This is a genomic window from Arthrobacter sp. NQ4 (assembly GCF_029077345.1).
In the GTDB taxonomy this organism is placed as follows: Bacteria; Actinomycetota; Actinomycetes; order Actinomycetales; family Micrococcaceae; genus Arthrobacter.
In genome coordinates this window covers 20,695-46,375 of the sequence record NZ_JARETC010000017.1, presented here as the reverse complement: position 1 = coordinate 46,375, position 25,681 = coordinate 20,695, and the positions used below count along the sequence as shown (strand labels likewise).

At 66.4% G+C, this 25,681-nt stretch carries 22 protein-coding genes; 12 read left to right on the top strand and 10 right to left on the bottom strand.

The window, feature by feature from the left end; translation table 11 throughout:
* Positions 1-109: 109 nt before the first annotated feature.
* The 4 genes from PUN51_RS19610 to PUN51_RS19595 all read right to left on the bottom strand — a co-directional run bounded on the left by PUN51_RS19610 (position 110) and on the right by PUN51_RS19595 (position 3,485).
* The gene (locus PUN51_RS19610; RefSeq protein ID WP_275182228.1) at positions 110-1,144 is read right to left on the bottom strand and encodes a hypothetical protein; all 1,035 of its coding nucleotides are present in this window, start codon (positions 1,142-1,144) and stop codon (positions 110-112) included.
* 75 nt (positions 1,145-1,219) lie between these two features.
* Positions 1,220-1,615 carry a DUF1622 domain-containing protein gene (locus tag PUN51_RS19605; protein WP_275182227.1) on the bottom strand — a complete coding sequence of 132 codons (396 nt, stop codon included), beginning with the start codon at positions 1,613-1,615 and terminating at the stop codon, positions 1,220-1,222.
* Positions 1,616-1,703: 88 nt separating this feature from the next.
* Positions 1,704-2,564: an SDR family oxidoreductase gene (locus PUN51_RS19600; RefSeq protein WP_224025150.1), complete on the bottom strand. Its 861-nt coding sequence runs from the start codon at positions 2,562-2,564 to the stop codon at positions 1,704-1,706.
* A gap of 3 nt (positions 2,565-2,567) precedes the next feature.
* Positions 2,568-3,485 (bottom strand): MSMEG_6728 family protein, encoded by a 918-nt coding sequence (locus PUN51_RS19595; RefSeq protein WP_224025151.1) that lies wholly within the window; start codon positions 3,483-3,485, stop codon positions 2,568-2,570.
* A 156-nt stretch (positions 3,486-3,641) separates the two neighbouring features.
* On the opposite strand from PUN51_RS19595, the gene PUN51_RS19590 reads away from it, so the two are divergent.
* A complete protein-coding gene (locus PUN51_RS19590) occupies positions 3,642-4,229 on the top strand; it encodes a hypothetical protein (RefSeq protein WP_159632782.1) in 588 nt (195 codons plus the stop codon).
* 182 nt (positions 4,230-4,411) lie between these two features.
* On the opposite strand, the gene PUN51_RS19585 is transcribed toward PUN51_RS19590, so the two are convergent.
* Entirely contained in the window at positions 4,412-5,053 is a 642-nt protein-coding gene (locus tag PUN51_RS19585) for a transglycosylase family protein (RefSeq protein WP_275182226.1), read from the bottom strand.
* Between the two features lie 311 nt (positions 5,054-5,364).
* Here PUN51_RS19585 and PUN51_RS19580 point away from each other — a divergent pair, with 311 nt between their 5' ends.
* The 3 genes from PUN51_RS19580 to PUN51_RS19570 all read left to right on the top strand — a co-directional run bounded on the left by PUN51_RS19580 (position 5,365) and on the right by PUN51_RS19570 (position 8,052).
* The gene (locus PUN51_RS19580; RefSeq protein WP_374114989.1) at positions 5,365-6,426 is read left to right on the top strand and encodes an adenosine deaminase; all 1,062 of its coding nucleotides are present in this window, start codon (positions 5,365-5,367) and stop codon (positions 6,424-6,426) included.
* A gap of 262 nt (positions 6,427-6,688) precedes the next feature.
* A complete protein-coding gene (locus PUN51_RS19575) occupies positions 6,689-7,624 on the top strand; it encodes a pullulanase X25 domain-containing protein (RefSeq protein ID WP_159632780.1) in 936 nt (311 codons plus the stop codon).
* A 101-nt stretch (positions 7,625-7,725) separates the two neighbouring features.
* Positions 7,726-8,052, top strand: a complete 327-nt coding sequence (locus tag PUN51_RS19570; protein WP_275182225.1) for an acylphosphatase — start codon at positions 7,726-7,728, stop codon at positions 8,050-8,052.
* Positions 8,053-8,071: 19 nt separating this feature from the next.
* On the opposite strand, the gene PUN51_RS19565 is transcribed toward PUN51_RS19570, so the two are convergent.
* Both PUN51_RS19565 and PUN51_RS19560 read right to left on the bottom strand, forming a co-directional pair.
* Positions 8,072-11,749 (bottom strand): TM0106 family RecB-like putative nuclease, encoded by a 3,678-nt coding sequence (locus tag PUN51_RS19565; RefSeq protein WP_275182224.1) that lies wholly within the window; start codon positions 11,747-11,749, stop codon positions 8,072-8,074.
* Between the two features lie 142 nt (positions 11,750-11,891).
* Entirely contained in the window at positions 11,892-12,617 is a 726-nt protein-coding gene (locus tag PUN51_RS19560; RefSeq protein WP_224025157.1) for a GntR family transcriptional regulator, read from the bottom strand.
* A 158-nt stretch (positions 12,618-12,775) separates the two neighbouring features.
* Here PUN51_RS19560 and PUN51_RS19555 point away from each other — a divergent pair, with 158 nt between their 5' ends.
* Genes PUN51_RS19555 through eda form a run of 6 tightly spaced genes read left to right on the top strand, consistent with a single transcriptional unit; the run spans position 12,776 to position 19,488 of the window.
* Entirely contained in the window at positions 12,776-14,170 is a 1,395-nt protein-coding gene (locus tag PUN51_RS19555; RefSeq protein WP_224025158.1) for an MFS transporter, read from the top strand.
* The gene (locus PUN51_RS19550; RefSeq protein ID WP_275182223.1) at positions 14,167-15,195 is read left to right on the top strand and encodes an L-idonate 5-dehydrogenase; all 1,029 of its coding nucleotides are present in this window, start codon (positions 14,167-14,169) and stop codon (positions 15,193-15,195) included. The genes PUN51_RS19555 and PUN51_RS19550 overlap by 4 nt, the downstream gene beginning before the upstream one ends.
* Before the next feature lie 49 nt (positions 15,196-15,244).
* A complete protein-coding gene (gene manD / locus PUN51_RS19545) occupies positions 15,245-16,456 on the top strand; it encodes a D-mannonate dehydratase ManD (protein ID WP_224025161.1) in 1,212 nt (403 codons plus the stop codon).
* A gap of 32 nt (positions 16,457-16,488) precedes the next feature.
* Entirely contained in the window at positions 16,489-17,418 is a 930-nt protein-coding gene (locus tag PUN51_RS19540) for a PfkB family carbohydrate kinase (RefSeq protein ID WP_275182230.1), read from the top strand.
* Positions 17,406-18,869: a mannitol dehydrogenase family protein gene (locus tag PUN51_RS19535; RefSeq protein ID WP_275182229.1), complete on the top strand. Its 1,464-nt coding sequence runs from the start codon at positions 17,406-17,408 to the stop codon at positions 18,867-18,869. Before PUN51_RS19540 ends, PUN51_RS19535 begins: the two co-directional genes overlap by 13 nt.
* A complete protein-coding gene (eda, locus tag PUN51_RS19530; protein ID WP_275182222.1) occupies positions 18,862-19,488 on the top strand; it encodes a bifunctional 4-hydroxy-2-oxoglutarate aldolase/2-dehydro-3-deoxy-phosphogluconate aldolase in 627 nt (208 codons plus the stop codon). Before PUN51_RS19535 ends, eda begins: the two co-directional genes overlap by 8 nt.
* Before the next feature lie 2 nt (positions 19,489-19,490).
* Here eda and PUN51_RS19525 read toward each other — a convergent pair whose 3' ends face one another.
* The 3 genes from PUN51_RS19525 to PUN51_RS19515 form a co-directional block, all read right to left on the bottom strand.
* Positions 19,491-20,693 carry a TerC family protein gene (locus tag PUN51_RS19525; RefSeq protein WP_275182221.1) on the bottom strand — a complete coding sequence of 401 codons (1,203 nt, stop codon included), beginning with the start codon at positions 20,691-20,693 and terminating at the stop codon, positions 19,491-19,493.
* 37 nt (positions 20,694-20,730) lie between these two features.
* Positions 20,731-22,398 (bottom strand): RecQ family ATP-dependent DNA helicase, encoded by a 1,668-nt coding sequence (locus tag PUN51_RS19520; RefSeq protein ID WP_275182220.1) that lies wholly within the window; start codon positions 22,396-22,398, stop codon positions 20,731-20,733.
* A 190-nt stretch (positions 22,399-22,588) separates the two neighbouring features.
* A complete protein-coding gene (locus tag PUN51_RS19515) occupies positions 22,589-23,563 on the bottom strand; it encodes an aldo/keto reductase (protein ID WP_275182219.1) in 975 nt (324 codons plus the stop codon).
* 305 nt (positions 23,564-23,868) lie between these two features.
* Between PUN51_RS19515 and fdhA the strand changes: the two genes are divergently transcribed.
* Both fdhA and PUN51_RS19505 read left to right on the top strand, forming a co-directional pair.
* Positions 23,869-25,080, top strand: coding sequence for a formaldehyde dehydrogenase, glutathione-independent (gene fdhA, locus PUN51_RS19510; protein ID WP_159632774.1), 1,212 nt, complete (start codon positions 23,869-23,871; stop codon positions 25,078-25,080).
* Between the two features lie 111 nt (positions 25,081-25,191).
* Positions 25,192-25,545 (top strand): GNAT family N-acetyltransferase, encoded by a 354-nt coding sequence (locus PUN51_RS19505; RefSeq protein ID WP_224025170.1) that lies wholly within the window; start codon positions 25,192-25,194, stop codon positions 25,543-25,545.
* Positions 25,546-25,681 lie beyond the last annotated feature (136 nt).

Sequence of the window (25,681 nt, the reverse complement as noted above, 5' to 3'; positions counted from 1 at the left end):
GTGGGGTCGGTTGCCGCCGGTTGTGGGCAGGGTGTTGGTGGCGAGGGCTGTTTTTGCGGCGGTGATGAGGCCGTCGAGTTGTTTTTGGGCGCGGGTGCGCCGGTCCAGGTCAATCCCGCCGGGTTGGCGTGCTGCTGCCTTGTCCCCGGCGGTGCGGGGGTTGGTGGCGGTGTTCATGACGGTGAGGAGGTGTTCGTATTGGTCGGTGGTGGCGAAGATTTCGAGGTGGTGGAGGCCGTGGCGGGGTTTGCGGATGAAGGCGCCTTGGGTGTGGCGGAGGGCTTCTTCGGTGGGTTCGGTGCCGTCGGCGTCGATGGTGTCGGTCCAGCGAGGCGAGGCGGGTCAGGAAGTCAGGGTCGGTGGTGGTGGCGGCTGTGGTGAGGTGGTGTTCGATCGTTTCCAGGGTCTCGGCGGTGGTGTGGTGCTGGAGCCGGGCGAGGGTTGCCGTGATGAGGGCCGCAGCATGCGAGGACACGGCAGGTCCGTACCCGGCCGGGGACGTGATCCCGGAGTCGGAGTCGGTGTCGGTGGTGCGGGTGGGGGCGAGGGCGGCAGCGAGATGGGGCCGGGCTGGTGGGAGTGGTTCGCCGGTGAGGCTGGTGGCTGGGAGGACCTGGTGGGCGAGGGTGAGGCGGCGGCGGGCTTCGCGGATGGGGATGTGCAGGCGCAGGCGGAGGAACTCTGCGGTGTTCCGGCACCCGTCGTCGGCCGGTGACACCACCGGGTGGCCGGGACCGGCGGGCGGATTGGGCCAGTTGGCGTCGGTCTCAACCACGGCGGCGGACCGGGCGGCACGGGTCGTGGCTGCGGCGTCGGTGATGGCCTGGGCGCGGGTGCGGTCCACCGCCCCGGCGCCCAGGAGTTGCAGGTACTCCACGGTCCGGGCGAGGTCCTCGGCGCGGGCGGCGAACTCGGCGGCCTCGAGATAAGAGGCAGACGCCAGCACATCCGGGGCGGCCACGGCAACGGCCGCGAGCCGGGCCGCCAACCCAGCCAGGAGGTCCTGGTGGCCAGGACCTGTGGCGCGGTGCTGTGAAGCCTCCGCGGGGACCGCGTGAAGGTGGGCCGGGTGCGGCAGCCAGCTGCCGGCGTCGTACGCTTTCCGGCCGTACGCCTCACCTAGATGCTCCCCAATGGCCTCCATAACCACACTCTGCCAGCCACCACTGACAATGAAGAGACCCAAAGACCCCTACGTGGAAAACGTGGGCGGCGGACCTCAGCCCGCGGCGGCGGTTGACCCGGCACGGGCCGCTGAGGGTTCCTTCTGCCACGGCCAGCGCCCGGTGATTTCCAGCTCCAGGGAAAAGCTGAGGAACGTCCTGATCAGCACGATGATGGCCAGCACCCCGACGCTGGCGAACGTAGGCGTGACGGCAACGGTGCGGATGATGTCGGCAGCGACGAGCAGTTCCAGCCCCAGCAGAATGGATCTGCCCAGCAACTGCCGGTAGGAGCGGTAGAAACTCAGCTTTTCAGCACCTGGCGGAAGAAGCCGGGGCTGATGGCCACGGATCGCCAGCGGGAGGGAGACCACCGCGCCGATCACCATCACAGCAACTCCGGCGAAGTCGACCAGCTGCCCAACCGTCTCAATAATCTGCCGGAATTCCATGCCCTGCCTCAACTCAGGCCAAGGCCCGCTGGGCGGGCCGTGGCAGTGGTCAGGGGACGGCGGACGCACTCACGGATGGCGGACGCACTCACGGATGGCGGACGCCGTTCCCCGCTATAACGTCCTTGTACCCTTCCCGGAATGTCGGAAACGAGAAGGAAAATCCCGCGCTGCGGAGGAGACCGTTACGGCAGCGCTTGTTGCCCCCGCGGGCAGGTCCTGCGTCACCCACCTTGGGCTCAGGCAAACCAAGTTCAGCTGCCAGGAATCGCAACACCGAGCCGAGGTCGGCCGGCTCATTGTCCACGCCGATGTATACGGGGCCCGGTACAGCTGCCATCCCGGCAAGGTGCACGATGGCAGCCGCGGCGTCGTCGCGATGGATCCGGTTGGTGTAGCGCACGTCTTCAGGGATCACGGCAGAGCCCGTCTTCACCTGGTCAATCAGGCGCGTCCGGCCCGGCCCGTAGATGCCTCCCAGCCTGAGTGAGACGCCGGCCGTGCGGGTCCCCGAGAGCCTGGCTTGCAGAAGCCCCTCGGCTTCCAACAACACCCGGCCGGAAAACCCGCCCGGCTCCGCGGTGGTGGACTCATCCACCCAGCCCCCACCCGCGTCCCCGTATACGGCAGTGGAGGACACAAAGATGATCCGCTCCGGCGACACCTGGTCACGCTCCAGGGCATCAAGGACATTTTCCACCCCGCGTACATACGCAGCGCGGTATGCCTCCTCGGTAGGAGAGTCAGCAGCAACAGCGATGACGACGGCGGTGGTGTCCGCGGGGACGGGCGGCAGGTCTTTTGATCCCAAGTCAGCCGCGGCACCTTCGATGGCCGCCGGCAGCTTGGCGGGGGAGCGGCGCCAGCCCACAACCCGGTGGCCCAGGGCAGCAAACCGCAGGCCCGCCTCGGTGCCCAGGTCCCCACACCCCGCCAACAGAACCGTCATGGCCTACGGTGCCTCTACCGGGAAGAACACGCGGGGATCCTGCAGCAGGGCGGGGTACGCGAATGCCGAGCGGTCAATGATCTCCGTGACTTCGAAATTCCTGCCGAAACGGCCGTCATCGAGCGTAAGGGGGCGCCCAACCACCTGTCCGACGGCGAACCTGGCCCCGTTCTCGAACGGAACAGCAACCGGCGTTTTTCCCGGAAGGGTCCGGAAGGCCTCCTCCTGCGCCAGGCGCTTACGGGTGGGCTTCTTCATCTGCGGCCTGGGCGCCGCCTTCTTGGGGGCCCGGGAAGGCCGGCGGGAGCCATCCTCCACGTAGACGGGAGAGTAGCCGTCGTCCCCGGTCGCCGCCGCAGCGGCAGCAGCATTCCGGTTCACGGGCGGAAGCGCCACGGTGGTAAGGGACTGGGGGTCGACGTCGTCGTGCGGCTCCCGCAGGATCCACAGAATGTCCCCTTCCGGCTCTTGCGGCAGGAACTCGTGCCGCGGCTCCGGCCAGACGTAGTCCATATCCGGGACCGCGTCCGGGAAAACGCGGGTATAGAACTTGGGCTCCTTGTGCACCAGCTTGGAACGGTGGCTCAAGTGGAAGTCGGGGTCCCCGAGCCACGGCGGCATCACGATTTTGGCGGCGTAGTCAGGGTGGGCTGCCTGCGGCGCGAACTCCGCGATGTTCGCGCGGGTGTTGTCCGGGTGGCCGCGCTCGATCCATTCGTCCGCCATGGCCAGGCCATACATGGTGAGGGCGGGAACGTGGCCCATCCACATCCGGATAGCTGGATGGGTCTGCCAGCCGTACTCCGGAATCACCAGGGCACGAAGGGTTTGCAGCGCTTCAACCCGCTGCTTGCCCAGCCGTGCGGTGTCCAGGGCTTTGGCGCTTTCGCGGAAGTCAGGGTACGGGAGGAAGGTTTGCATCTATTCAGTCTGACGGCATGCGCCGGATGTTCCAATTACAGTGCGCAGGACCACTTGAGGCAGCGCGACCTGTCCAAATAATGGACGCATGCATACGGCTTTCAGGTTAAACCACTAAGATCACCGCAACCACCCCCGCGTTTTGGAAGCTCTCTCATGACATCTACACCTGACAAAGCCGTCGACCACGCCCGCACCGCGCTGCCCCGCTACGGGCAGATGCTGGGCCCGGAAGCCCAGGGAATCCTGGTTCTGGACGAGTTCATTATCGATCCCGCCGCCGCGCGCAAGGATCAGCACCGTTTCCGCGACGGCATGGCTGCCGTCGCCAGGACGGTCCGCCGCATCGCCGCCCTCCGGGTGGTCATCGCGCTCGTGGCCATCGGAAACCTGCCCCTGTTCCTGCTCTCCAGCGGCTGGTGGATCTACGGCGTCTCGCTGACCCTCGTGGTTGCAGTGCACACCGCCGTGACACTGCTCAACCGGCACGAGCCGCGGCTCAAGCAACGCTCCGCGCTGGAACTGCACATGCACCGGGAACGCAGCGCCAACTACCGGCAGTTGCGCGACGCGGTGAAGTACATGATCGACACCCCCAGCCGGATGAACGAGCACCTCTACCTGGAGCTGCTGGCCGTCAAGCGGGTTGCCCTGAATCTGGCACATGGCACCGTCGCCCTGCTGGACACCAGCGACGAGTCCGCCTGGAAGGTGCGGATCGTCCGCGAGCTCCCCGCCAGCTGACCGTCCGGCCCCTGCCGCCCAAGGCGGCAGGGGCTGACTGATTAAAGTACGACGCCGGCACATCCCTTATGGGGGTGTGCCGGCGTCGTACTTTGGTCAACGGAATTTGTCTATCGCCGACCTGCCTGTGGCGCCTGTGAAAGGCGCGGCGGCCGCAGCCGCTGGTGGAACGTCCCCAGGTATTAGGCGGGGAGCTGGATGACCTGTCCCTCGAACACGAGGTTCGGATCCGAAATGGTGTCCAGGTTTGCGTCGGCAAGGTGCTGCCAGCCGCCCTGGATGCCGAGCTTCTGGGCCACGATGCTCAAGGTGTCCCCGGCCTGCAGGGTGTAGGTCTCGCCGCTGAGGGGAACCGAAGTGGCATGCCGCGGCGCAGGTGCCTGCTTGACCGGAGCGCTTTGGACCGGCGCGCTCTGAACCTGGGTGCTCTGCACGGGGGCGCTCTGAACGGGGGCACTCTGGACCGGTGCTCCGCCGCCGCCGCTCAGTCCGAGCTGCGACGAGCAGGACGGCCAGGCGCCCCAGCCTTGGGATGCCTGGACCCGCTCGGCGACAGCGATCTGCTGTTCACGGCTGGCGTTCTCCGGGGAACCGGTTCCGCCATAGGCTGACCAGGTGCTGGAGGTGAACTGCAGGCCGCCGGAGAAGCCGTTGCCCGTGTTGGTGGACCAGTTCCCGCCGCTCTCGCACTGCGCGAGTGCATCCCAAGTGGACGTGGGGGTCGCTGCGTTGGCCGCCGTGGCTGAGAGGGCCAAACCTGCCGCGGAGACGGCGGCCAGGGTGACTCCGCGGCGTGCGGCAGTACGGAATTTGGTGTTTTTCATGATGGTGATGCTCCTGAAGGCCACCAGCGCTGGTTCCGTCCCCGGAGATCGTCGCGCCACTGCCCGCCCCTGACGAATAGAGGTCACTATCGGTGGCTGCCGCTGGGCAGTTCTGGTGAAGGCAGCACCGGGCAATCAAGAAGCCCGTCGAACGGGCATGCATTTCACGCTAGGACATCGTTTGGGCGTTATCAAATCGAGATTCCGGCAGGCGTGTTGAGTGTGGGCCATGGCACGCTCCACGGGTTGGACCATTCCGCTTCCAGAGGCCCGGGCAGGCGCGAAACTGGGCGGGGCACTATCCTGACCGGATGGACAACTTTCCCGGCGGCAGCACCATGCCCGAAACCGAAACGGACTTCGCGGAACCTGCGGTCCCTGCCAAGCCCCTCCCGGTGGCCGAACTTCACCTGCACATTGAGGGCACGCTGCAGCCCGAGCTCATCTTCGCCCTGGCCGAACGCAACGGCATTGCGCTGCCGTACTCCGGCCTGGACGAACTGCGCGAAAAGTACGAGTTCACAGACCTGCAGTCCTTCCTGGACCTCTACTACGCCAACATGGCCGTGCTGCGGACCGAGCAGGACTTCGCGGACATGACGCGGGCATACCTGGAGCGGGCTGCTGCCGCCGGCGTCCGGCACGCGGAAATCATGATGGACCCGCAGGCGCACGTATCCCGCGGGATTCCCCTGGAGGCCTGCGTCCAAGGTGTGGCTTCTGTCCTTGCCACGTCGGAGGAGGACTACGGCATCTCCACCATGCTGATCGCTGCATTCCTGCGTGACCTCCCGGAGGACTCCGCCCTCGAAGTCCTGGATCAACTGCTGGCCATGAATGCTCCGATCGGTGCGATCGGCCTGGACTCGGCCGAAGTGGGCAACCCGCCTTCCAAGTTCGAGCGGCTGTACGGCAAGGCCCGTGAAGCTGGGTTGCGGTTGACGGCCCACGCAGGGGAGGAGGGCCCGGCGTCGTACATTATCGAAGCCCTGGACGTCCTGGGCGTGGAACGGATTGACCACGGCATCCGCTGCATGGACGATCCCGACCTGGTGGAGCGCCTCGTGGACGCACGCATTCCCCTGACGGTCTGCCCCCTGTCCAACGTCCGGCTCCGCGCCGTGGACACCCTCGCCGATCATCCCTTGCCCGCCATGCTGGCAGCCGGCCTGAATGTCTCGGTCAATTCCGACGACCCTGCGTACTTCGGCGGGTACGTGGATGACAACTTTGCGCAGCTCACCGCGGTGTTCGACCTCTCCGATTTCGACAAGGCACGCCTGGCCGCGAACTCCATCCACTCGTCCTTCGCGTCGGAGGAGCGGAAGACGGAACTGCTGGCGGAATTGAACGGCAGGGAAGTGTCCGACTGACCCCCGCTGTGTCGGGCGCAACAGCGGTGCTTTTCGCCCGGTAAACTAGGTGCCGCAGGCGTGTCCGGGGAGTGCAGGGCGGCACCCATGCCAGCGCTTCCAGGGTTATGCAGACAGCCCTTACCCGAGACCTCCGCCTCACTTGCGGCACCATCCGCTTCACAGTCGGTCACGACACGCAGAGTTAACCAATTAAAGTCGCGCGATTTAATGGGCAGTTGGCAAGATGCCTAAGACCGATCGCTTTTATATAAGGGGAATCATGGCCAAGTCCACCGCAGAAAACACCTACCTTCGACTCAAGACCGTCCTGGATGTCCTGACCGAAGGCGTGTGGTCCGGCGATGCACTGAATGCGGGCCAGGTCCTGGCGGAGGCAACCGCCCGCGTGCCCTTCAACGACCATGAGGCCGAACTCCTCAGCGGCGGCATCCCGCGCGGCCACAAGACCCTCACCTCGGCCACCGCCAAGCTCGTGAAGGCCGGCTGGCTGATCAAGGGCCGCACCGGCTGGACCATCACCGAGGACGGCATGCGCGCCACGGTCGCCTTCCCGGACGCTGACTCCTTCGCGGCTGCGCTCGACGCCGGTACTCCCGTCCCTGCCGACACCCCGGTCCCCAGCGCTCCCGCAGGCTTTGTCCGCCCCGTCTCTGCCGCCGCGGCCACACTTGAGGTTCCGGCCAAGACGGAAGCTCCGAAGAAAACCGCCAAGAAGGCCCCGGCCAAGAAGGCAGCCTCCGTTGTGGGCAAGGCAGCCAAGGCGATCGAAGACGCCGTCGAGCCCGTGGTGGCAGCCGTCCGCAAGGGCAAGACGCCCGCCAAGGACAAGGCCGCTGCTGCACCTGCTGCCGATGTTGCTGCCGAACCGCTGGAGGGTCCGGACGTGGAAACCCTGCCGCAGCCCGAAGCCGTGGCCCTGGCCGGCGACTTCAACACCATCCTGGGTGCACCCGAGAACTGGGCGCCGCAGTATGACGAGGCACAGATGGAGTTCGACTTCCTGGACCAGCTGTGGAAGAAGAGCGCCGAGCTTCCCGCCGGCTTCTACACGTTCAAGATCGCCCTCAACCGCTCGTGGACTGAGAACTACGGCGCGTTCGGCACCTTCGATGGCCCCAACCACGAGCTGCACCACGCCGGCGGCACCGTGACCATCCGTTACAACCACGCCACCCGCGACATCACCATCAACTAGCCCTTACGCAGCCCCGTCGGGTCGTAAGTAACCGTCTCCCGGGTTGGGAGACGCGGTTACTGCGACCCGATGGGGGCAGCAAGGTTTGGAGAAGGAGCACCATGGGCAGGCACGCAGACTCAGCGCACGATTCGGCGCGGGGCGGTTCGGCCCAGGACGCTGTCCGCCTGGACGCCCGGGTGTTTGGGATGGTCCAGGGTGTGGGCTTCCGCTACTGGACCATGGGCACCGCGGAGGAACTTGGATTGTCCGGCGAGGTGAGCAACCTCGACGACGGGTCGGTGTCGGTAATTGCCGAAGGCGCCGAACCGCAGGTCCGGAAACTGCTGGACTGGCTCAAGTCGGACCGGACCCCTGGGCGGGTGGAGCGGGTTGAGTCCGGCATTTCAGCTGCCCAGGGGACCTTTGGCGGATTCCGGGCGCACTGACGGCACCGTTTCTGTGCGGCTAATCCCGGGGGCTTAGGCCGATGAAGGCGCCAAGTTCTTCCAGCGCCGCGGGCTTGTGCGGCATGTAGCTGGTGAGCTCCGGGGAGCGGATGATCACGGCACGCCATTGTCCGCGGGATACGGCCACGTTGATACGGTTCCGGTTGAGCAGGAATTCCGCACCGCGGGGGGCCTCGGCCACCGCGGAGCACGCCATGGAGACCAGCACCACCGGAGCTTCCTGGCCCTGGAATTTGTCCACAGTTCCCACCCGCACCTCCGGCAGGCCGGCCTCTGCCAAATGCTTACGGATCAGATGGACCTGGGCGTTATAGGCAGCAACCACCAGCAGGTCCTGCTGCTCGAGGGGACGGGCCTCGCTCTCCGGGCCGCAGGTCCACTTCAGGCCAAGATGGCGGCGGGCCTGGCGCACAACTTCCGCCGCCTCCTCCCGTGACGCTGTGGTGTTGCCCGCGTGGTTGACCAGGACGGTCTCCACGCCCGGGGCCAGCTGCTTCAGTTCGCGGAGGGACGCGGCAGGAGCGGAACGCAGCTTTCCTTCATAGCTGAGATTGGACACCGCCCGGCACAGCTCCGGATGCATGCGCCATGTATCTGCCAGGAAGTACCCAAGGTTGGCGGGCAGGGTAGCGTGGCCGGCGGCAAGCCAGCCGAGAGCGGATTCATCCACGGGTTCGGGGTGCTTGCCCTGTGTAACCTGCGGGAGCTGCTGCGGGTCGCCCAGCAGGAGCAGCCGCGTGGCTGCCACAGAGACCGCCAGGGTGTTGGCCAGCGAGAACTGGCCTGCCTCGTCAATGACCAGAAGATCCAGTGACCCTGCCGGGACTTCCTTGCCGGTCACGGTCCATGCCGTGCCCCCGACCAGGCATCCGCCCGGCGACGCCAGTAGCCGGGCCACATCGCCTTCCGCCGTATGGTTCCAGGGAACCTGGTGTGGAGCAGCCAGTTTCTTGCCCACCACCTGCGGATCCACTCCACCGGTTTCAATGGCCCGGCACAGCAGGTTTTCCACCACGTTGTGCGACTGGGCCACCACACCGATTTTCCATCCCTGGGCCACCAGCCTGCCGATCACATGGGCACCCACGAACGTCTTGCCTGTCCCCGGCGGCCCCTGGACGGCCAGATAGGAATGGTCCAGGTCCTGCAGCGACTCGGTGATCGCCCGTGCATAGTCAGCGGTGCCGTCCTCACCAGGCAGCACGTCGGCTGGTCCTTGCCGGGAGCGGAACCGCGGCGGCAGCTTCCGCAGGATGTCCAGGCCCGGCTGCGCGGGGAGGGACGGCACGGAGGAGCCAACAGCCTGGGCTATCGCCGCGATGGCGCCTTCAATACTGGCGGTCGCGAGGGGCTGGTCCTCGGTGAGGGCCACCGGCAGGTGCGGGTAGGCGCGGACCTTTCCGGTCTCCCGCTCCGCAATGGTGATCAGCTGTTCCGGGCTGTCCGGCGCCGCTTCCAGCTCACTGATCCTGGTCCCGAACGTGAATGCCCGCGCACCGGACGCGGCCGGCGGATCGGTCATGCCATCGGGTCCAGGCGCGTCATACAGGCGGCACCAGCTGGAGTCGGGGCGGAAATCTGAGCCCTCGGTCATGGTTCCCCGGAGCTTGAGTATCCGCGTGCGCATCCGTTCCCGGGGCTTTGCCAGGGCCCAGTCCGACACAACTTCCGCCGAGGACACAACGAAGACATTCCGTTGGTCGGACCAGTTGTCCAGCGGTGCCTCGACCCGGTCGAAATGCTGCCACCAGAACTGCTTGCGCTCGCGGCGGTGGTATCCGGTGGCGGCGGCAACCATGGCGATGGCGCGCTCGTCGTCGGTCCACGGACGGTTGTCCGGCAAGCCTGCAAGGTACTCCCGCAGCCTGGTTTCCTCAGGGGACTCACCGGCGTGGGCTGAACCGTCACCGGCAGTGCCCTCGCCGGCCGATGACAGCACCTGCCCGGGCAGAGTGGCCTGTCCGCCCGCAGCATCCACCGCTCCCAGGGCCTCCTGGCTTGGCTCTCCGGGGACACCGGCTTGTTGGCCCAGCTGAAGCAACCAGTCCCGGAGCCGGAGGGTGGAGAGGCAGTCGTACTGGTTGTAGTCCGAGATCGAGGCCAGGATGGCGTCGGCATCGTCCTGCCGCCCGTCATCACGGGCGGCGCAGTAGGCGGCGTAGGCAACCACAGAGGCCCCGGCGTCCTTGACTTCCCCGGACCGGAGGTTGTCCCCCATGTAAAGCGGTTCCAGCTTCTTGATGGAATAGGACGCTTCCGAGACCCGGATGGAGTGCCGGACCGTGGCGTACAGGTCCACCAGCAGCCCCTGCCGAAGCCAGTCGTCTACTGTGTCCTCACCGGCCTGGTGCGCCAGGGACAGGTTCCGCAGCGCCGTTTTTTCGTAGGCGGCGTAATGGTAGACGTGCATGTCCGGGTACATGGCGCGGCGTTCCTCGACGTAATCCAGGAAGTCGAGGAAGGCGCGGCGCTCGCCGGAGCGGGAATGGGCCCAGAACGGCCGGAACACCGGATCCCCGGGGGCGCCCGCCACCGGGGCCTCTATGACACCAAACAGGTATTCGATGCCCCAGGCGCCGGTGGCGGGATCCTGCCAGAGCGGATCGCCCTCGAAGTCAAAGAAGATGTCGCCGGCACTGGGGGCAGGAAGCGAGCCGATCGTATGGTCGGGAAGGACGCTGAACGACACTGTATGCGGCTGTCCATCCTTGGTGAACGTCCGGGAACCTGCAGTCGGGTCCAGGCCAAGCTGCATCCGCGCCTGGGCGCGGAGCCTGGCCACCGAGTTCCTGGCCTCGCCGGCAGGCATGGCTGCCAACTCGTCGATGGTGGTGATGCCGGCCCCGTGCAGCTTCCGCCGCTGGACCACGGACATGCCAGCCACCATCAGGAGATCCCGGTGAAGCTGCACCTGCTCCGCGCAGTAGTCGCAGCGCCCGCAGTGGACGACGCCGGGCTGTTGCCACTCCACTGCGCCGTCACCGGCTCGGTGGCTGGCTGTGAGGTGGCGGAAGCGCCGGCGTCGTTCCCGGAAGACGGGCAGGAGATCCGGCAGGGAATGGCTGCTCCTGAGCCAGTCATCGCCCACCCGCGTTCCGAGTACCAGCGTGACAACCGGTGAGGGCTCCAGGCCCATCCCCAGGAGTTGGTCGCCGTAGGCGGCAAGCTGCAGCAGCGCCCCCACTTTTGCATGCCGGGCAAGTTTGGTGTCCCACACCTCGTAGCGGCCGGGGTTGCCGGTCCCGGCGGCCTCGTTGACCAGGAAGTCGGCGTAGCCCAGGAACTCGCCGTCGAAAAAGGTGGCCTGGAAAACCACGTCTGCCCCGGAACGGAGGGCGAGTTCGGTTTCGGCGTGCTTGGCCTGCAGTTCGCCGCGCAGGTTCTGGCCGCGGTCAAGGGAATAGACCCCTGCGCCGCGGCTGGCGTCCCATTCGCCGTACTTGGCCACCAGGCTGGCAAGCACGGTCCGCTCATGCTGGTCGCCCAACTCGCCGGCGCGTTTCTGCATCTCGTCAGCGGGAAACTCCGCCTTGGCGGTGCGGCCCAGCTTTTCGTCCAGGATGCGGAGCGTGCGGTATTCACACTCGCTGGCTGCCACCAGGTCGCTGGCCGAAAAGACCAGGTCCGGCGGTGTGCCGGGTCCGGCATCCTTGCCGGCAGCGTCGAGCAGAAACACGGGGCCTCCCCAACTGTTCGCGGGCCGGAGGACGGTTCCCCTGGCCTGGGATCAAACGTAGCAAGAGGGGCTGACAATAGGAGTTACCCAGGCGCGCTCCTCTACCGCGGGGCGGGATACTGGGTCAGGCCGGGGGGCTTTGCTACACGAGGCGCGCCACGCTCCGCCGGGACGGACGCCGGGCAGTGCCGTCGGAGAACAGTTCCGGCGTTGCCTCCTGGATTCGCTGGACATCCTCGAAGACGGCGCGCAAGTGCAGGCGCAGGCTGCTGTCTGCGCCGGAGAGGTTGTTGGCTTCAAGCGCGTCCACCACGGCAGTGTGCTGCTCGATCAGGGTGGACACCGGCCGGGTATCCAAAAGACTCATTCGGCGGGCCCGGTCCAGGTGTGCCTTCGCTGAGTTGACGGCGGTCCACGCGGACTCGTGGCCTGCCAGCCGCAGCAGCTCCCGGTGGAAATCCTCGTCCAGTCGGAAAAATTCCTCCACGTCGCCGTGGGCGTCCGCATCGGACTGCGCCTTGAGGATTTCCCGCAGTCCGGCGATGCCCGAGCCGTCCACCGCCAGATCCCGCAGGGAGGCACATTCGATAGCCTCGCGGACAAACTGGGCTTCGGAAACCCGCCCCAGGTCCACCAGCGACACGAACGAGCCGATCTGCGGGAAGACCTGCACCAGGCCCTCCTCGCGGAGCAGTATCAGGCTCTCGCGCACCGGCGTCCGGCTGACGCCCAACTCCTGGGCCAGTTCATTCTCGGACAGCGGTTCACCCGGGGGCAGTTGCAGGGAGATGATCCGGCGGCGAAGCGTTTCCAGGGTTTGGTCCCGCACCGAGAGCCGGGGGGCAGTCTCTCTTTTGTCCGTTGGCATGGCCTCATTCTAACCTGTTGACACACTAGAATGGTAGTGCTTGTATGGTAGTAGAAATCGACGTGCTGCCCGTCACTGTTGCCCCCAATGGCGCCCCCGGACAGCCACCAGCTGTAACCCATCCCCTTCGAAACGCATCGCCTGCAAAGGAGCAACTGATGACCGAAAGCATTGCGCCGCCCACCACCGGGCAGGCCGAGGCCCGAAGCACCCGCGACCTCGCCAAGGTTGCCATCTCCGGCTGGCTCGGCACCGCCATGGAATTTATGGACTTCCAGCTGTATTCTCTGGCTGCGGCCATCGTCTTCAACAAAATCTTCTTTCCGGACGTCAGCCCCGTTATCGGCCTGATCGCTGCGATGGCCACCTACGGCGTGGGTTACGTTGCCCGCCTGTTCGGTGCCGTCTACTTCGGCCGCATGGGTGACCGGATCGGTCGCAAGAAGGTCCTCTACATCACCATCGCCTTGATGGGGGCCTCCACTACCCTGATCGGTGTCCTCCCCACCTACGCCATGGTGGGGATCTGGGCGCCCATCCTGCTGGTGGCCCTGCGCCTCATCCAGGGGTTCGGGGCCGGTGCGGAAATCGCCGGCGCCACCGTGATGCTGGCGGAATTTGCATCGGCCCGCCGCCGCGGCATCATCTCGTCCCTGGTCTGCCTGGGCACCAACTCCGGAACCCTGGGTGCCTCCGCACTGTGGGCCATCCTGGTGGCTTCGCTCTCCCAGGACCAGCTCCTGAGCTGGGGCTGGCGGATCCCCTTCCTGGCCAGCTTCGTGATCATGCTGTTCGCCATCTGGATCCGGCGCTCCATCAAGGAAAGCCCCGTCTTCGAACAGCGCGCGGATGTTGTGGACGGAGTCGCCCTGACCAAGGCAAAGATTAAGACCGCCGACCATGCCCCCGAGCCCGCCGGAACCAGCACCATCGAAGCCGCACTGCATCAGAAAAAGGGCAAGTCATTCCTCATTGCCCTTGGCCTTCGTTTTGGGCAGGCCGGCAACTCAGGGCTCGTCCAGACCTTCCTGGTGGGCTACCTTGCCACGGTCCTGCTCGCAGACAAGACGGTAGGCACCAACGCCATCATGTACGGCTCACTGCTGGGCTTCGTCACCATCCCGGTGATCGGCCTCCTCGGTGACCGCTTCGGCCGCCGCCCGATGTACCTGGCCCTCAGCGCCCTGACTGCCGTCTTCGCCGTACCGATGATGCTGATGATCACCAGTGGCAACTCCGCCATCATCACCATCGCCATGGTCATCGGCCTAAACCTCGGTGTCCTGAGCCTGTTCGCCATGGAAAGTGTCACCATGGCCGAGTTCTTCGGAGCCCGCACCCGCTTCACCCAGCTCGCCCTCGCCAAGGAAATCGGCGGGATCCTGGCCACCGCGATCGGCCCACTGCTGGCAGCCACCCTCACCGCCGTCACCGGGCACTGGTGGCCGCTCGCCGCAATGCTGATTGGCTACTCGCTGATCACCCTGGTCTCAGCCGCCGTCGGCCCCGAGGTCCGCGGCCGCGACCTGGTCCGGCTCGAGGACGCCGTATGAAAGCCGTTGTAGTCCACGGCGCCAATGATCTCCGCATTGATGACAGGCCTGAGCCAGTTGCGGGGCCGGGCGAAGTAGTGCTCGACGTCGAATGGGGCGGCATCTGCGGAAGTGACCTTTCGTACTGGCGCCACGGAGCGTCGGGAACGGCGGCGCTGAAGTCGCCGCTCGTCCTGGGCCATGAAGTGGCTGGCCGGATCGCCAAACTGGGTGCCGGCGTCGAACACCTCGAGGTGGGCCAGCCCGTGACCGTTCACCCGGCCGAACTTGTGGGCGACGGCACCATGCCGGAACGCCTGCAGGGCCGGACCAATCTCTACCCGCAGATCCGGTACTTCGGCTCTGCGGCGTTCGATCCGCACACGGACGGTGGCTTCAGCGAACGGAAGCTTGCCAAGGCATTCCAAGTCCGTCCCCTTCCCGACGGCGTGGACACCCTGCGCGGGGCGCTCGCCGAACCACTCGCCGTGGCCATGCACGCGGTGGCCCGCGCTGGAGACCTTGAAGGCCGGGACGTGCTGGTCAACGGTGCCGGACCTATCGGGTCGCTGGTCGCCGCGGCCGCCAAATATGCAGGTGCCCGAACGGTGACCGCCACCGACATCAGCGATGCGTCCCTGCGGATCGCCCGTGCGATGGGTGCCGATGAGGTGCTCAACGTTTCCAACAGTCCGCTTCCGGCAGACGTGGAGCTGGTGTTCGAGGCCACCGGCATCCCTGCGGTGCTCGGAGGCGTCCTGCGGGCCACGGCCCGCGGCGGGACCATCGTCCAGGTGGGCAACCTGCCCGGAGCGCCCGCGGCTTCGGCGCTGGGGGACCTCGTTACCCGGGAAATCACCTGGATCGGGTCCTACCGGTTCGTCGATGAGATCACGGACGCGCTCCGCGCAATGGCCAACGGCCTGGACGTCTCACCTGTCATCACCCACAAATTCGGCATTGATGACGCCGAGGAAGCGATGCGGACCGCCGTGGATCCCGCCTCCAACAGCAGCAAGGTCATGCTCCGCCTCAGCGGAAACTGACAGCTCATCCCAGAAATACATTGCACATCCACCATCTGAAGGACTCCCAGTGAAGATCACCGACGCACGGGTTGTGGTTTCGTCGCCCGGACGGAACTACGTGACGCTCGTTATTGAAACCGAGGACGGCATCACCGGAATCGGCGACGCCACCCTGAACGGCCGCGAGCTGGCCGTGGCGTCGTACCTCTCCGAGCACCTCTGCCCGCTGCTGATCGGCCGTGACGCCCGCCGCATCGAGGACGCCTGGCAGTACTTTTACAAGGGCGCCTACTGGCGACGCGGCCCGGTGACCATGACAGCGATCGCGGCGATCGACGTCGCGCTCTGGGACATCAAGGGCAAGGCAGCCGGCATGCCCGTCTACGAACTCCTGGGCGGTGCGGCGCGCGAAGGAGTCATGGTCTACGGCCACGCCAGCGGCACCACGCTGGAAGACCTCAGCGCCGATTTCCAGCATCACCTGGATTTGGGCTACAAGGCCATCCGGGCCCAGGCCGCCGTCCCTGGACTGGACAAGACCTACGGCATCGCGCCCGTGGACGGGAAGCTGTACGAGCCTGCCAGCAGCAACGTGCCGCAGGAGGACACCTGGGAAACCTCCGCGTACCTGGACTTCGCGCCAAAGATGCTGGCCCACGTTCGCCAAGAGTTCGGTTATGGCGTGCACGTCCTGCACGACGTGCACCACCGCCTGACCCCCATCGAGGCAGGACGGCTCGGGGCCTCGCTGGAGCAGTACCGGCCGTTCTGGATCGAGGACCCCACGCCGGCGGAAGACCAGTCCGCGTTCCGTCTGATCCGCCAGCACACCACCACACCTATCGCCGTCGGCGAGGTTTTCAACTCGATCTGGGACTGCCAGCAGCTCATCACCGAACGCCTGATCGACTACATCCGCACGTCCGTTTCGCACGCCGGCGGCATCACGCACCTGCGCCGGATCTTCTCCCTCGCAGACCTCTATGGCGTCCGCTCCGGCTCGCACGGCGCCGGGGACCTCTCCCCGGTCTCCTTCGCCGCCGCGCTGCATGTGGACATGAGCATCCCCAACTTCGGGGTCCAGGAATACATGGGCCACCGCGACCCGGCCGGCGAGGTCTTCAAGACCTCCTACAGCTTTGCAGACGGCTACATGCACCCCGGGGACGCACCCGGCCTGGGCGTAGAGTTCGACGAGGAGGCCGCCGCGCGCTTCCCCTTCGACCCCAAATACCTGCCGGTGAACCGGCGCCTCGACGGATCGGTGCACGACTGGTGAATGACATCCACAATCCCTTCGACGTGGTGGTGATGGGGGAGATCCTCGTCGAAGTGGCCACGGACCTGCCCTTCGGCCACGGCGTTCCGGCGCAGCTTGGCATTTCCGGCGACGCGCTCAACGTGGCCGCCGCGGCCGCCGCCGCCGGCGCCGCGGTGGGCCTGCTGTCCGTCCTGACCGACGACGACCTGGGCCAGGCCATCGCCGCCCGGATCGCCGAGCTTGGCATTTCCACCGCCCTCCTGACGTTCCGCAAGGGACAGCAGGGCGTCTACCTCGTCCACAGCGATCCCGACGGCGAACGCGAGTTCTCCTACGCCCGCAGCGGCAGCGTCGGGTCCACACTTGGCCCGGACGACGTCGACCCGGCAGTTTTCGCCGCGGCCGGCGCAGTGGTGGCGGGCGGCATCGCCTGCGCCATTTCGACGACGTCCCACGCCGCCGTCGCGAAGGCCGCCTCGGTGGCCAAACGCTTCGTGTACGACCCCAACTTCCGCCCGCGCCTCACCTCGGTGGAGGATGCGACGGCGGCCCTCACCGAACTGGCGCCGCACGCGTTCCTGGTCACGCCGTCCTACCCCGGTGAGACGAGGACGCTGCTGGGCGCCGCCACCGCTGAGGAAGCGGCCGCCAAGCTCCGCGCGCTGGGCACGGAGAATGTGGCCGTCACCTGCGGTGCAAGAGGCGTCCAGCTCGAGGCCGGCGCGGTCTCGGCCTGGCTTCCCGCCATCCCGGCGCCCGCCGTGGTGGACCAGACCGGCGCCGGCGACGCGTTCGTGGGTACCCTCACCGCCCGCCTCGTGCTGGGCGATGACTTCCCAACGGCGGCCCGCTACGGTGCTGCCGCATCCTCCCTCGTGGTGGGCGGCAAGGGCGGCACCGGCTTCATCCCCACGTTCGGGCAGACCAGTGCACATGCCGCCGGAGAAACGGTGAAGGGAACAGTGCCATCGAACGCCTGAGTAACTCCACCCTGGCGGCCACCGGCCATAAGGCTGCGCTGCAGCGGGACGGCCTGCAGCCCGGGATCGTCCACCTTGGACTGGGCGCGTTCGCCCGTGCCCACACGGCCGTCTTCACGGAGGACGCCATGCTTGCGGCAGGCGATCCGCAATGGGGCATCGTCGGCGTCACCCAGCGTTCGGATGCCGTGGCCCGGCAGCTGGCCCCGCAGGATGGACTCTTCGCTGTGGCCGAACGGGGCGAGGGCGCCGCGCCGGCACGCGTCGTCTCCAGCATCGTTGAGGCAATTTCAGGACGGGATAAACCGGAGTTAGTGGTGGAACGAATCGGCGCCGCGGCAACGAAGATCGTCACCCTCACGATTACCGAGAAGGGCTACCGGTTCAACCCGCAAACCCGCACCCTCGACCTGGACGACACCGAGACCAGCGAAGACCTCGGCGGCAGGCCGCCGCGCACCGCCGTCGGCCAGATTGCGCGCGGCCTCCAGCGCCGCGCCCGCACCGGCGCCGGACCCATCACGGTGGTGTCCTGCGACAACCTGCCCGGAAACGGTGAACTGACCGGCACCCTGGTCCGCAACTTCGCCGTAGCCCTCCCAACCGGGGAAAGCGACGAACTCCTGGCATGGATCGACCGCAACGCCACGTTCCCGTCCACCATGGTGGACCGCATGGTGCCGGCCACCACCGACGCCGACCTGGCCGCCGTCGAACGTGAACTCGGCCTCCGCGACGAGGCCGCCGTGGTCGCCGAGCCGTTCAAGCAATGGGTCATCGAGGACAACTTCGCTGCCGCGAGGCCGCGCTGGGAAGACGCCGGTGCGCTGTTCAGCACCGACGTTGCCGCCTGGGAATCGGCGAAGCTGCGGCTGCTCAACGCCAGCCACTCAATGCTGGCCTACCTCGGCCTCGCCGCCGGCAAGGCGACCATCGCCGATGCCGTGGGCGTGGACGCATTCCGCACCGCCTGCCACCGCATGATGCTCGAAGAAGCCCTGCCCAGCATCACCCTGCCGGTGGAACTGGACGGCGAACGGTACTGCGGAGAGGTGCTCCGCCGGTTCGCCAACCCCGCACTGGGCCACACCACGGCGAAAGTGGGCAGCGACGGGTCGCAGAAAATCGGACTCCGCCTGCTTGCCACCGTCCGGGGAACGTTCGACGCCGGCCGCGAACCCAAGTGGGCCGCGCTCGCCGTCGCGGCGTGGATGCGCCACGTGGCCACCACACCGGAAACGGATCTGAACGATCCCCTGACGAAAGAACTCGAGGCCGTCCTGCCCGAACGCCGCACCGCGGACACCGTGGTGCCTGCCCTCCTCGGGTTCCGGCCCGTCGTCGACCCCTACCTGGCCGGGCACGAAGAATTCCGGAACCTGCTCCTGCACTGGTACCGCAGCATCGACAACGGGCCCTTGAGCCTGGGAAATGAGATCAACCATGGCTGACGCATCCGGCGTCCTTAGCGTTTCACCGGTCATCCCGGTGGTCACCATCGACGACCCCCAGGATGCGGTGCCCCTTGCCCGTGCCCTGGTGGCCGGCGGCGTGGAGATCATCGAGCTCACGCTCCGGACCGACTCCGCGCTGACCTCGCTCAAGCTCATCGCGGAGGAAGTGCCGGAGATCCTTGTGGGCGCCGGCACCATCCTCACCCCTGCGCAGGCCCACGCTGCCGTGGCAGCCGGAGCCAAATTCCTGGTCAGCCCAGGGGTCACCCCGGCCCTGCTCACCGCCATGCTGTCCCTCGACGTTCCGGTGCTGCCCGGCGTCGCTACCGTGGGGGAGGTGCTCGTTGTTCTGGAACAAGGGTTGGACGCCATGAAGTTCTTCCCGGCGGGCCCCGCCGGCGGCCCGAAATACCTGGCCGCCATCGGAGCGCCGATTCCGCACGTGCGGTTCTGTCCCACGGGCGGCATCAGCCTGGCCACAGCGCCGGACTACCTGAAACTGACCAACGTGGCCTGCGTGGGCGGCAGCTGGCTCACCCCGGCAGACGCCGTCGCCGCTAAGGACTGGGCACGTATCACCACCCTGGCCAGCGGCGCAGCGGCCGTGACCCGGTAGCCTTAGCCCCCGTTGGCGGCAGCCCGCACCTGGGCCTTGTCGTGCTCGTCATGGGCTTTCCGGATCAGGTCCAGGAACTCGGTTTCATTGCGGATCAGCCGCTTGTACTTCTCGGGGAGCTTGCGGATCTGCTCCTCCTCACGGACCATCCTCGCAAAGATCTTGTCCCGCTCCGCCATGTCCGTCTCGTAGTTGAGGTCCACGTACTCGGTGGCATGCCGCCTGGCCCCCGAGACCGCGTTCTTGGCCTTGCCCTTGGGGCTGAAGACAGACGCCAGGATGGTCACCACCAGCACCCCGAGGATCACGCTGAGTGACAGGCCGGTGCTGACCTCCACCACGTTGACGTGCTCGCCGTCGTTGATGAACGGCAGGGTGTTCTCGTGCAGGGCATGCAGGATGAGCTTCACTCCGATGAAGCCAAGGATGACCGCCAGGCCGTAGGAGAGGAAGATCAGCCGGTCCAGCAGGCCGTCGATCAGGAAGAACAGCTGCCGCAGGCCCATCAGCGAGAACGCGGTGGCGGTGAAAACGACGAAGACGTTCTGGGTCAGGCCGAAGATGGCCGGGATCGAGTCCAGGGCGAACAGGATGTCCGTGCCGCCAATGGCCACCATGACCAGCAGCATCGGGGTCAGGACCCGCTTGCCGTTCTCCACTGTGAAGAGTTTGTCGCCGTCGTAATGGTCGGAGGCGGGCAGCAGTTTCTTGGCAAGCCGGACCACCAGGCCGTCGGAGTCGTCATCGTGGTCGTCCGGCTTGAGCAGGTTTCCGGCCGTGAGGAGCAGGATGAGCCCGAAGATGTAGAACACCCAGGCAAAACTGTTGATCAGTGCCGCGCCCAGGAAGATGAACGCCGTGCGCGCGATCAGGGAGAACACGATGCCGAACAGCAGCACCTTCTGCTGGTCCGCGCGGGGCACCTTGAAGCTGGCCATGATGATCAGGAAGACGAAAAGGTTGTCTACTGACAATGCCTTCTCCGTGACGTAGCCGGCAAAGTATTCGGTGCCCATGTCGGCGCCCCCGAACAGCAGCACAACCAGGCCGAACACCACGGCGATCGTCACATAGATGGCGGACCACGTGGCCGATTCCTTGAGGGAAGGGGTGTGGGCCTTGCGGACGTGGAAGAAGAAATCGAAGGCCAGCAGCCCGATGATTCCCGCAATGGTCAGGGTCCAGACATACGCAGGTACTTCCACGCGCGGGGCCTTTCGTCGGAGGGTCCTCCCAGCCTACCTAAGCGGGCTTCAGGAGTTGATGCTCCACGACGGCCGCCCGCGAAAGCGTCTTGTACCCCTCCTGCTCAAAGAGCACCGTGATGACATCGTCCTCATGCCGCATCACCAGGCCGGGGCCCCACTCCTTGTGGACCACCGTGGACTGCAACGGGAATGGTTCGTCGGCTGCGGAAGCCGGGACCCCGCCGTCGGACTTTCTCACCTCCGCCTGGTTGGCGGCTTCGGCGCACCCGTCGCAGTTTCCGCAGGGCTCCGGAAGGTCCTCGCCAAAGTAGCCCAGCAGGAACTGCCGGCGGCAGCCGTCGGTTTCCGCGTAGGCGCGCATCATGGTCAGCCGGGACTGGTCCACGCGCTGGCGGGCTTCGGCCAGTTCGACGGCGTCGGCCACCAGAGTGGGAAGCTTTGCCTTGGATGTCAGCCGGACCCCCCGTTTGCCGGCACTGACGGCGCCCGTCTCCTCCAGCTGGTTCACCAGCCCGGTAATGCGCCGGGCCTTGAAACCCGTCAACTCAGCGAGGGATGACCTTGGGGTGGGGGCATGGGCCGCCTTGAGGACCTTCAGGATCGCAAGGAGAGAGTCGGGATCGGGGGAGTGGGTGCCGAAGAACTTCCGCAGGCCAAGGTCCTCGGACCTGTAGTGCAGCACGGCGGACGCCGGTTCGCCGTCCCTGCCTGCCCGTCCGATCTCCTGGTAGTAGGAGTCCAGCGACTCGGGAATGTCGGCGTGGACCACGAAACGGACGTTGGGCTTGTCGATGCCCATGCCGAACGCGGTGGTGGCCACCACCACGTCCAGCTTGTCGTTCAGGAACAGCTCGTGGATATGTTCGCGGTCCCTGGCGGAACGGCCAGCGTGGTACGCCTCGGCGCGCAGGCCCTCCTTGGCCAGCCTGGCGGCGTACTTTTCCGTGTCCTTCCGCGTGGCGGCGTACAGGAGGCCATGCCCGTTCCTGGCCAGCGCTGCCACCTGCTCAAGCACGGCCTGGCGCTTGCCCTTGTCTTCGTGGTGCCGGACCACGTCAAGGGTGATGTTGGGCCGGTCGAAACCGTGCACCAGCACCAGCGGCTTCCTCATCCCGAGCCGCTCCACGATTTCGTCCCGGACCGGCGGGGAGGCCGTGGCTGTCAGGGCAGCCACGGGCGGGTTGCCCAATTGCGCGCGGACATTTCCCAGCGCGAGATAGTCCGGCCGGAAGTCATGCCCCCATGAGGAGACGCAGTGTGCCTCGTCCACCACGAACAGCGTGATGTCCAGGGCTTTGATCCGGTCCACGGTTGACTGCTTGGCCAGCTGTTCCGGGGCGAGGAACAGGAACACCGCCGTACCTTCCTCGGCGGCCCGCCAAGAGGCTTCCACTTCGGCGTCGCTGTGGGAGGAGTTGATGGCCACCGCGGCGTCCGGTCCGAGGACCTGGGACAGGCCATCCAGCTGGTCCTCCTGCAGGGCAATCAGCGGAGAAACCACGACGGCGGGACGTCCTGTTGCCTTGTGCAGGTGCAGGGCTGCGACCTGGTAGATGGCGGATTTGCCGTAGCCAGTGGGCATGACGGCCAGGACGTCGCGGCCGTCCGCGAGGGCGGCCATGCCGGCCAGTTGCCCGTCCCGGAGGCCCGGCAGGTTGAAGGATGAAGCAGCAAGGGCCCGAAGGGCAGATTCGTCGGACATGGAAACGGAGCTCCGCACAGAAGAAAACAGCAGCCGCTTGCTTCAGCCGTAGGACCACCCTACGCCAGCCCCGCCCCGCCGTCGTAAACCATTGCCCCTGGCCGGGGCGTGGACGGCCCGGGCCCGCATAAGCGGTGCTGGCTGGCAACGCTTATGCGGGGACGGGCCGTCCGTGCGTGGTTCCCGAAGGCTACGTGTCGATGGTGGACATGTTGGGGTAGCGCGCGCCCGCAGTGGACCCAGCCGGTGCCAGCTGGTCCAGCAGCTGAAGCTCGTCCTGGGTCAGCTCCACGTCCACGGCGCCCAGGTTCTCCCTCAGCCGTTCACGCTTCTTGGTCCCCGGGATCGGAACAATATGCTCACCCTGCGCCAGCAGCCAGGCCAGGGCCAGCTGGCCGGGAGTGCACTGTTTCCGGTCCGCCAGCTCCTTGACCCGGTCCACCAGTTCCAGGTTCCGTGTGAAGTTCTCGCCCTGGAACCGGGGGGAGTGCCTGCGGAAATCGTCCTCCGCGAAGTCGTCCGCGCTGCGGATCTGGCCGGTCAGGAAGCCACGGCCCAACGGGCTGTACGGCACAAAACCAATGCCCAGCTCCGCCAGCACGGGAAACACCTTGGTCTCGGGCTCCCGCTCCCACAGCGAGTACTCGGTCTGCAGCGCAGTGATGGGGTGGACCGCGTGCGCCCGCCGGATGGTCTCCGCGGATGCTTCGGAGAGGCCCAGGTGCCGGACCTTCCCGGCATGGACCAGTTCCGCCATGGCCCCCACGGTGTCCTCGATGGGCACGGTTTTATCCACCCGGTGCTGGTAGTAGAGGTCGATGTGGTCCACTCCCAGCCGCTGGAGGCTGGCGTCGCATGCGGACCGGACGTATTCGGGCCGGCCGTTGATGCCCACCCAGGAACCGTCCTCCCGGCGTTCGTTGCCGAACTTGGTGGCGAGCACAACGTCCCCGCGGCGGCCGGAAATGGCCCGGCCCACAAGTTTTTCGTTTGTGAAGGGCCCGTACATGTCTGCCGTGTCCAGCAGCGATCCGCCGGCGTCCAGGAATTCGTGGATGGTGGCAACCGACTCCTGCTCGTCGCCGCCGCCGTAGAACTCGCTCATGCCCATGCAGCCAAGGCCAAGGGCGGAAACTGTCAGTTGTCCAATAGTGCGCGTTTTCATGCCGTTCTCCTCAACGGTAGAACTTGCCTGGGGGCCGGCCAGCCTGCGTTCCTGGAGCCGGTTGGTACAGCGTACGCCGCGGATAACACTTCCCCACCTGAAGCCTCCGGTAAACAAGGGGCTCCTACCCCTAGACCGCTCTGTGGGCCGTGCCTAGACTGGGCGGATCCCCACCCCGGGAACCGGTACCTGACCATGCCAAACATCAGGATGCACCAACCGGCCAGGACTGTTCCCCTCCGCGGGATGTCTCACCTACCCAGATCACGGCCGTCCCACCGGACGCCTGACTACAGGAGCGATAGATGACAGGGAACAAAGCCGTTGCCTACAAAGAAGCCGGCAAGGTCGAAGTAATTGACATTGACTATCCAACGTTCGAGCTCAAGGACGGCCCCGGGGTCAACCCCGCCAACGTGGGACGCCCGGTCAACCACGGGGTCATCCTCAAAACCGTGGCCACCAACATTTGCGGGTCGGACCAGCACATGGTCCGCGGCCGCACCACGGCTCCACCCAACCTGGTGCTGGGCCATGAAATCACCGGTGAAGTGGTGGAAGTGGGCCGTGACGTCGAATTCATCAAGGTGGGCGATCTCTGCTCGGTGCCGTTCAACATCGCCTGCGGCCGCTGCCGGAACTGCAAGGAGCGCAAGACCGGCATCTGCCTGAATGTGAACCCGGATCGCCCCGGCAGCGCCTACGGCTACGTGGACATGGGCGGCTGGGTGGGCGGCCAGGCCAATTATGTCCTGGTGCCATATGCGGACTGGAACCTGCTGAAGTTCCCGGACAAGGACAAGGCCATGGAGAAGATCCTGGACCTGGCCATGCTCTCGGATATCTTCCCCACCGGGTTCCACGGTGCGGTCACAGCCGGTGTGGGTGTCGGCTCAACCGTTTACGTGGCAGGGGCCGGTCCTGTTGGCCTCGCAGCGGCGACCAGTGCGCACCTGCTGGGTGCCGCCGTCGTCATTGTGGGCGACATGAACGAGGGCCGGTTGGCGCAGGCACGCAGCTTTGGCTGTGAGACCGTGGACTTGTCCAAGGGCGATCCGAAGGATCAGATCGAGCAAATCCTCGGCGTCCCCGAGGTGGACTGCGGCGTCGACGCCGTAGGGTTCGAGGCGAAGGGCCATGGGCACGACGCCAAGGAGGCGCCCGCGACGGTCCTGAATTCCCTCATGGAGCTCACGACGGCCGGCGGTGCCCTGGGCATCCCGGGCCTGTATGTCACGGGCGATCCGGGCGGCATCGACGAGGCCGCCAAGAAGGGTGCGCTGTCGCTGAGCCTTGGCACCGGCTGGGCCAAGTCGCTGAGCTTCACCACGGGCCAGTGCCCGGTGATGAAGTACAACCGGCAGCTGATGATGGCCATCTTGAATGACCGGGTGCACATCGCCAAGAACGTCAACGCAAAGGCAATTCCGCTGGAGGACGCACCGAAGGGCTACGCGGAGTTCGACGCCGGCGCAGCCACCAAGTACGTCCTTAACCCGAACGGCTACCTCAGCTGACGCGACGGCGGGCGGGGATGTCGCCAAGGAACCTTCACTTGCGGAAATAAGAGCGGACCGGGCCGGGTTAGGCTTTGCACGGTCAGCACACCCGCAACTGAAGGAGTTCCCTTGAGCGACATCACCGTCCGCCACACCCCTGGGCGCGAACGCTTCGAGATTCTTGATGCCGGCAATGTCATCGGCAAGGCGGCGTACAAGGAGTACGACGGCGGGGAGTCGCCGCAGCGGATTTTCTACCACACGGTCATCAATGAGGAATACGGCGGTCAGGGCCTGGCCGGCCGCCTGGCCACGGCCGCCCTGGATAGCACGGTTGAGGACGGCATCGGCATCGTCCCGGTGTGCCCGTTCATCAAGAAGTTCCTGGCCAAGCACCCCGAATACCTGGGCAGCGTAGTTGCGGTTGCCCCCGCGCACCTGGAATTCCTGGAGACCGCGATCGCCGCCCGCACCCGCGGCTAGGTTTCGACGCGCAAAGGCTTGCCCTTTTGAACCCCGGTTCCGACGCGCAAAGTGGTTCCCGAGGCGCCGGCTCCCTGGCGCGGACGGCGTTCGGAACGCGCGAGGAAATTTGTGCGTCGACAGCGGATTTCCGCGT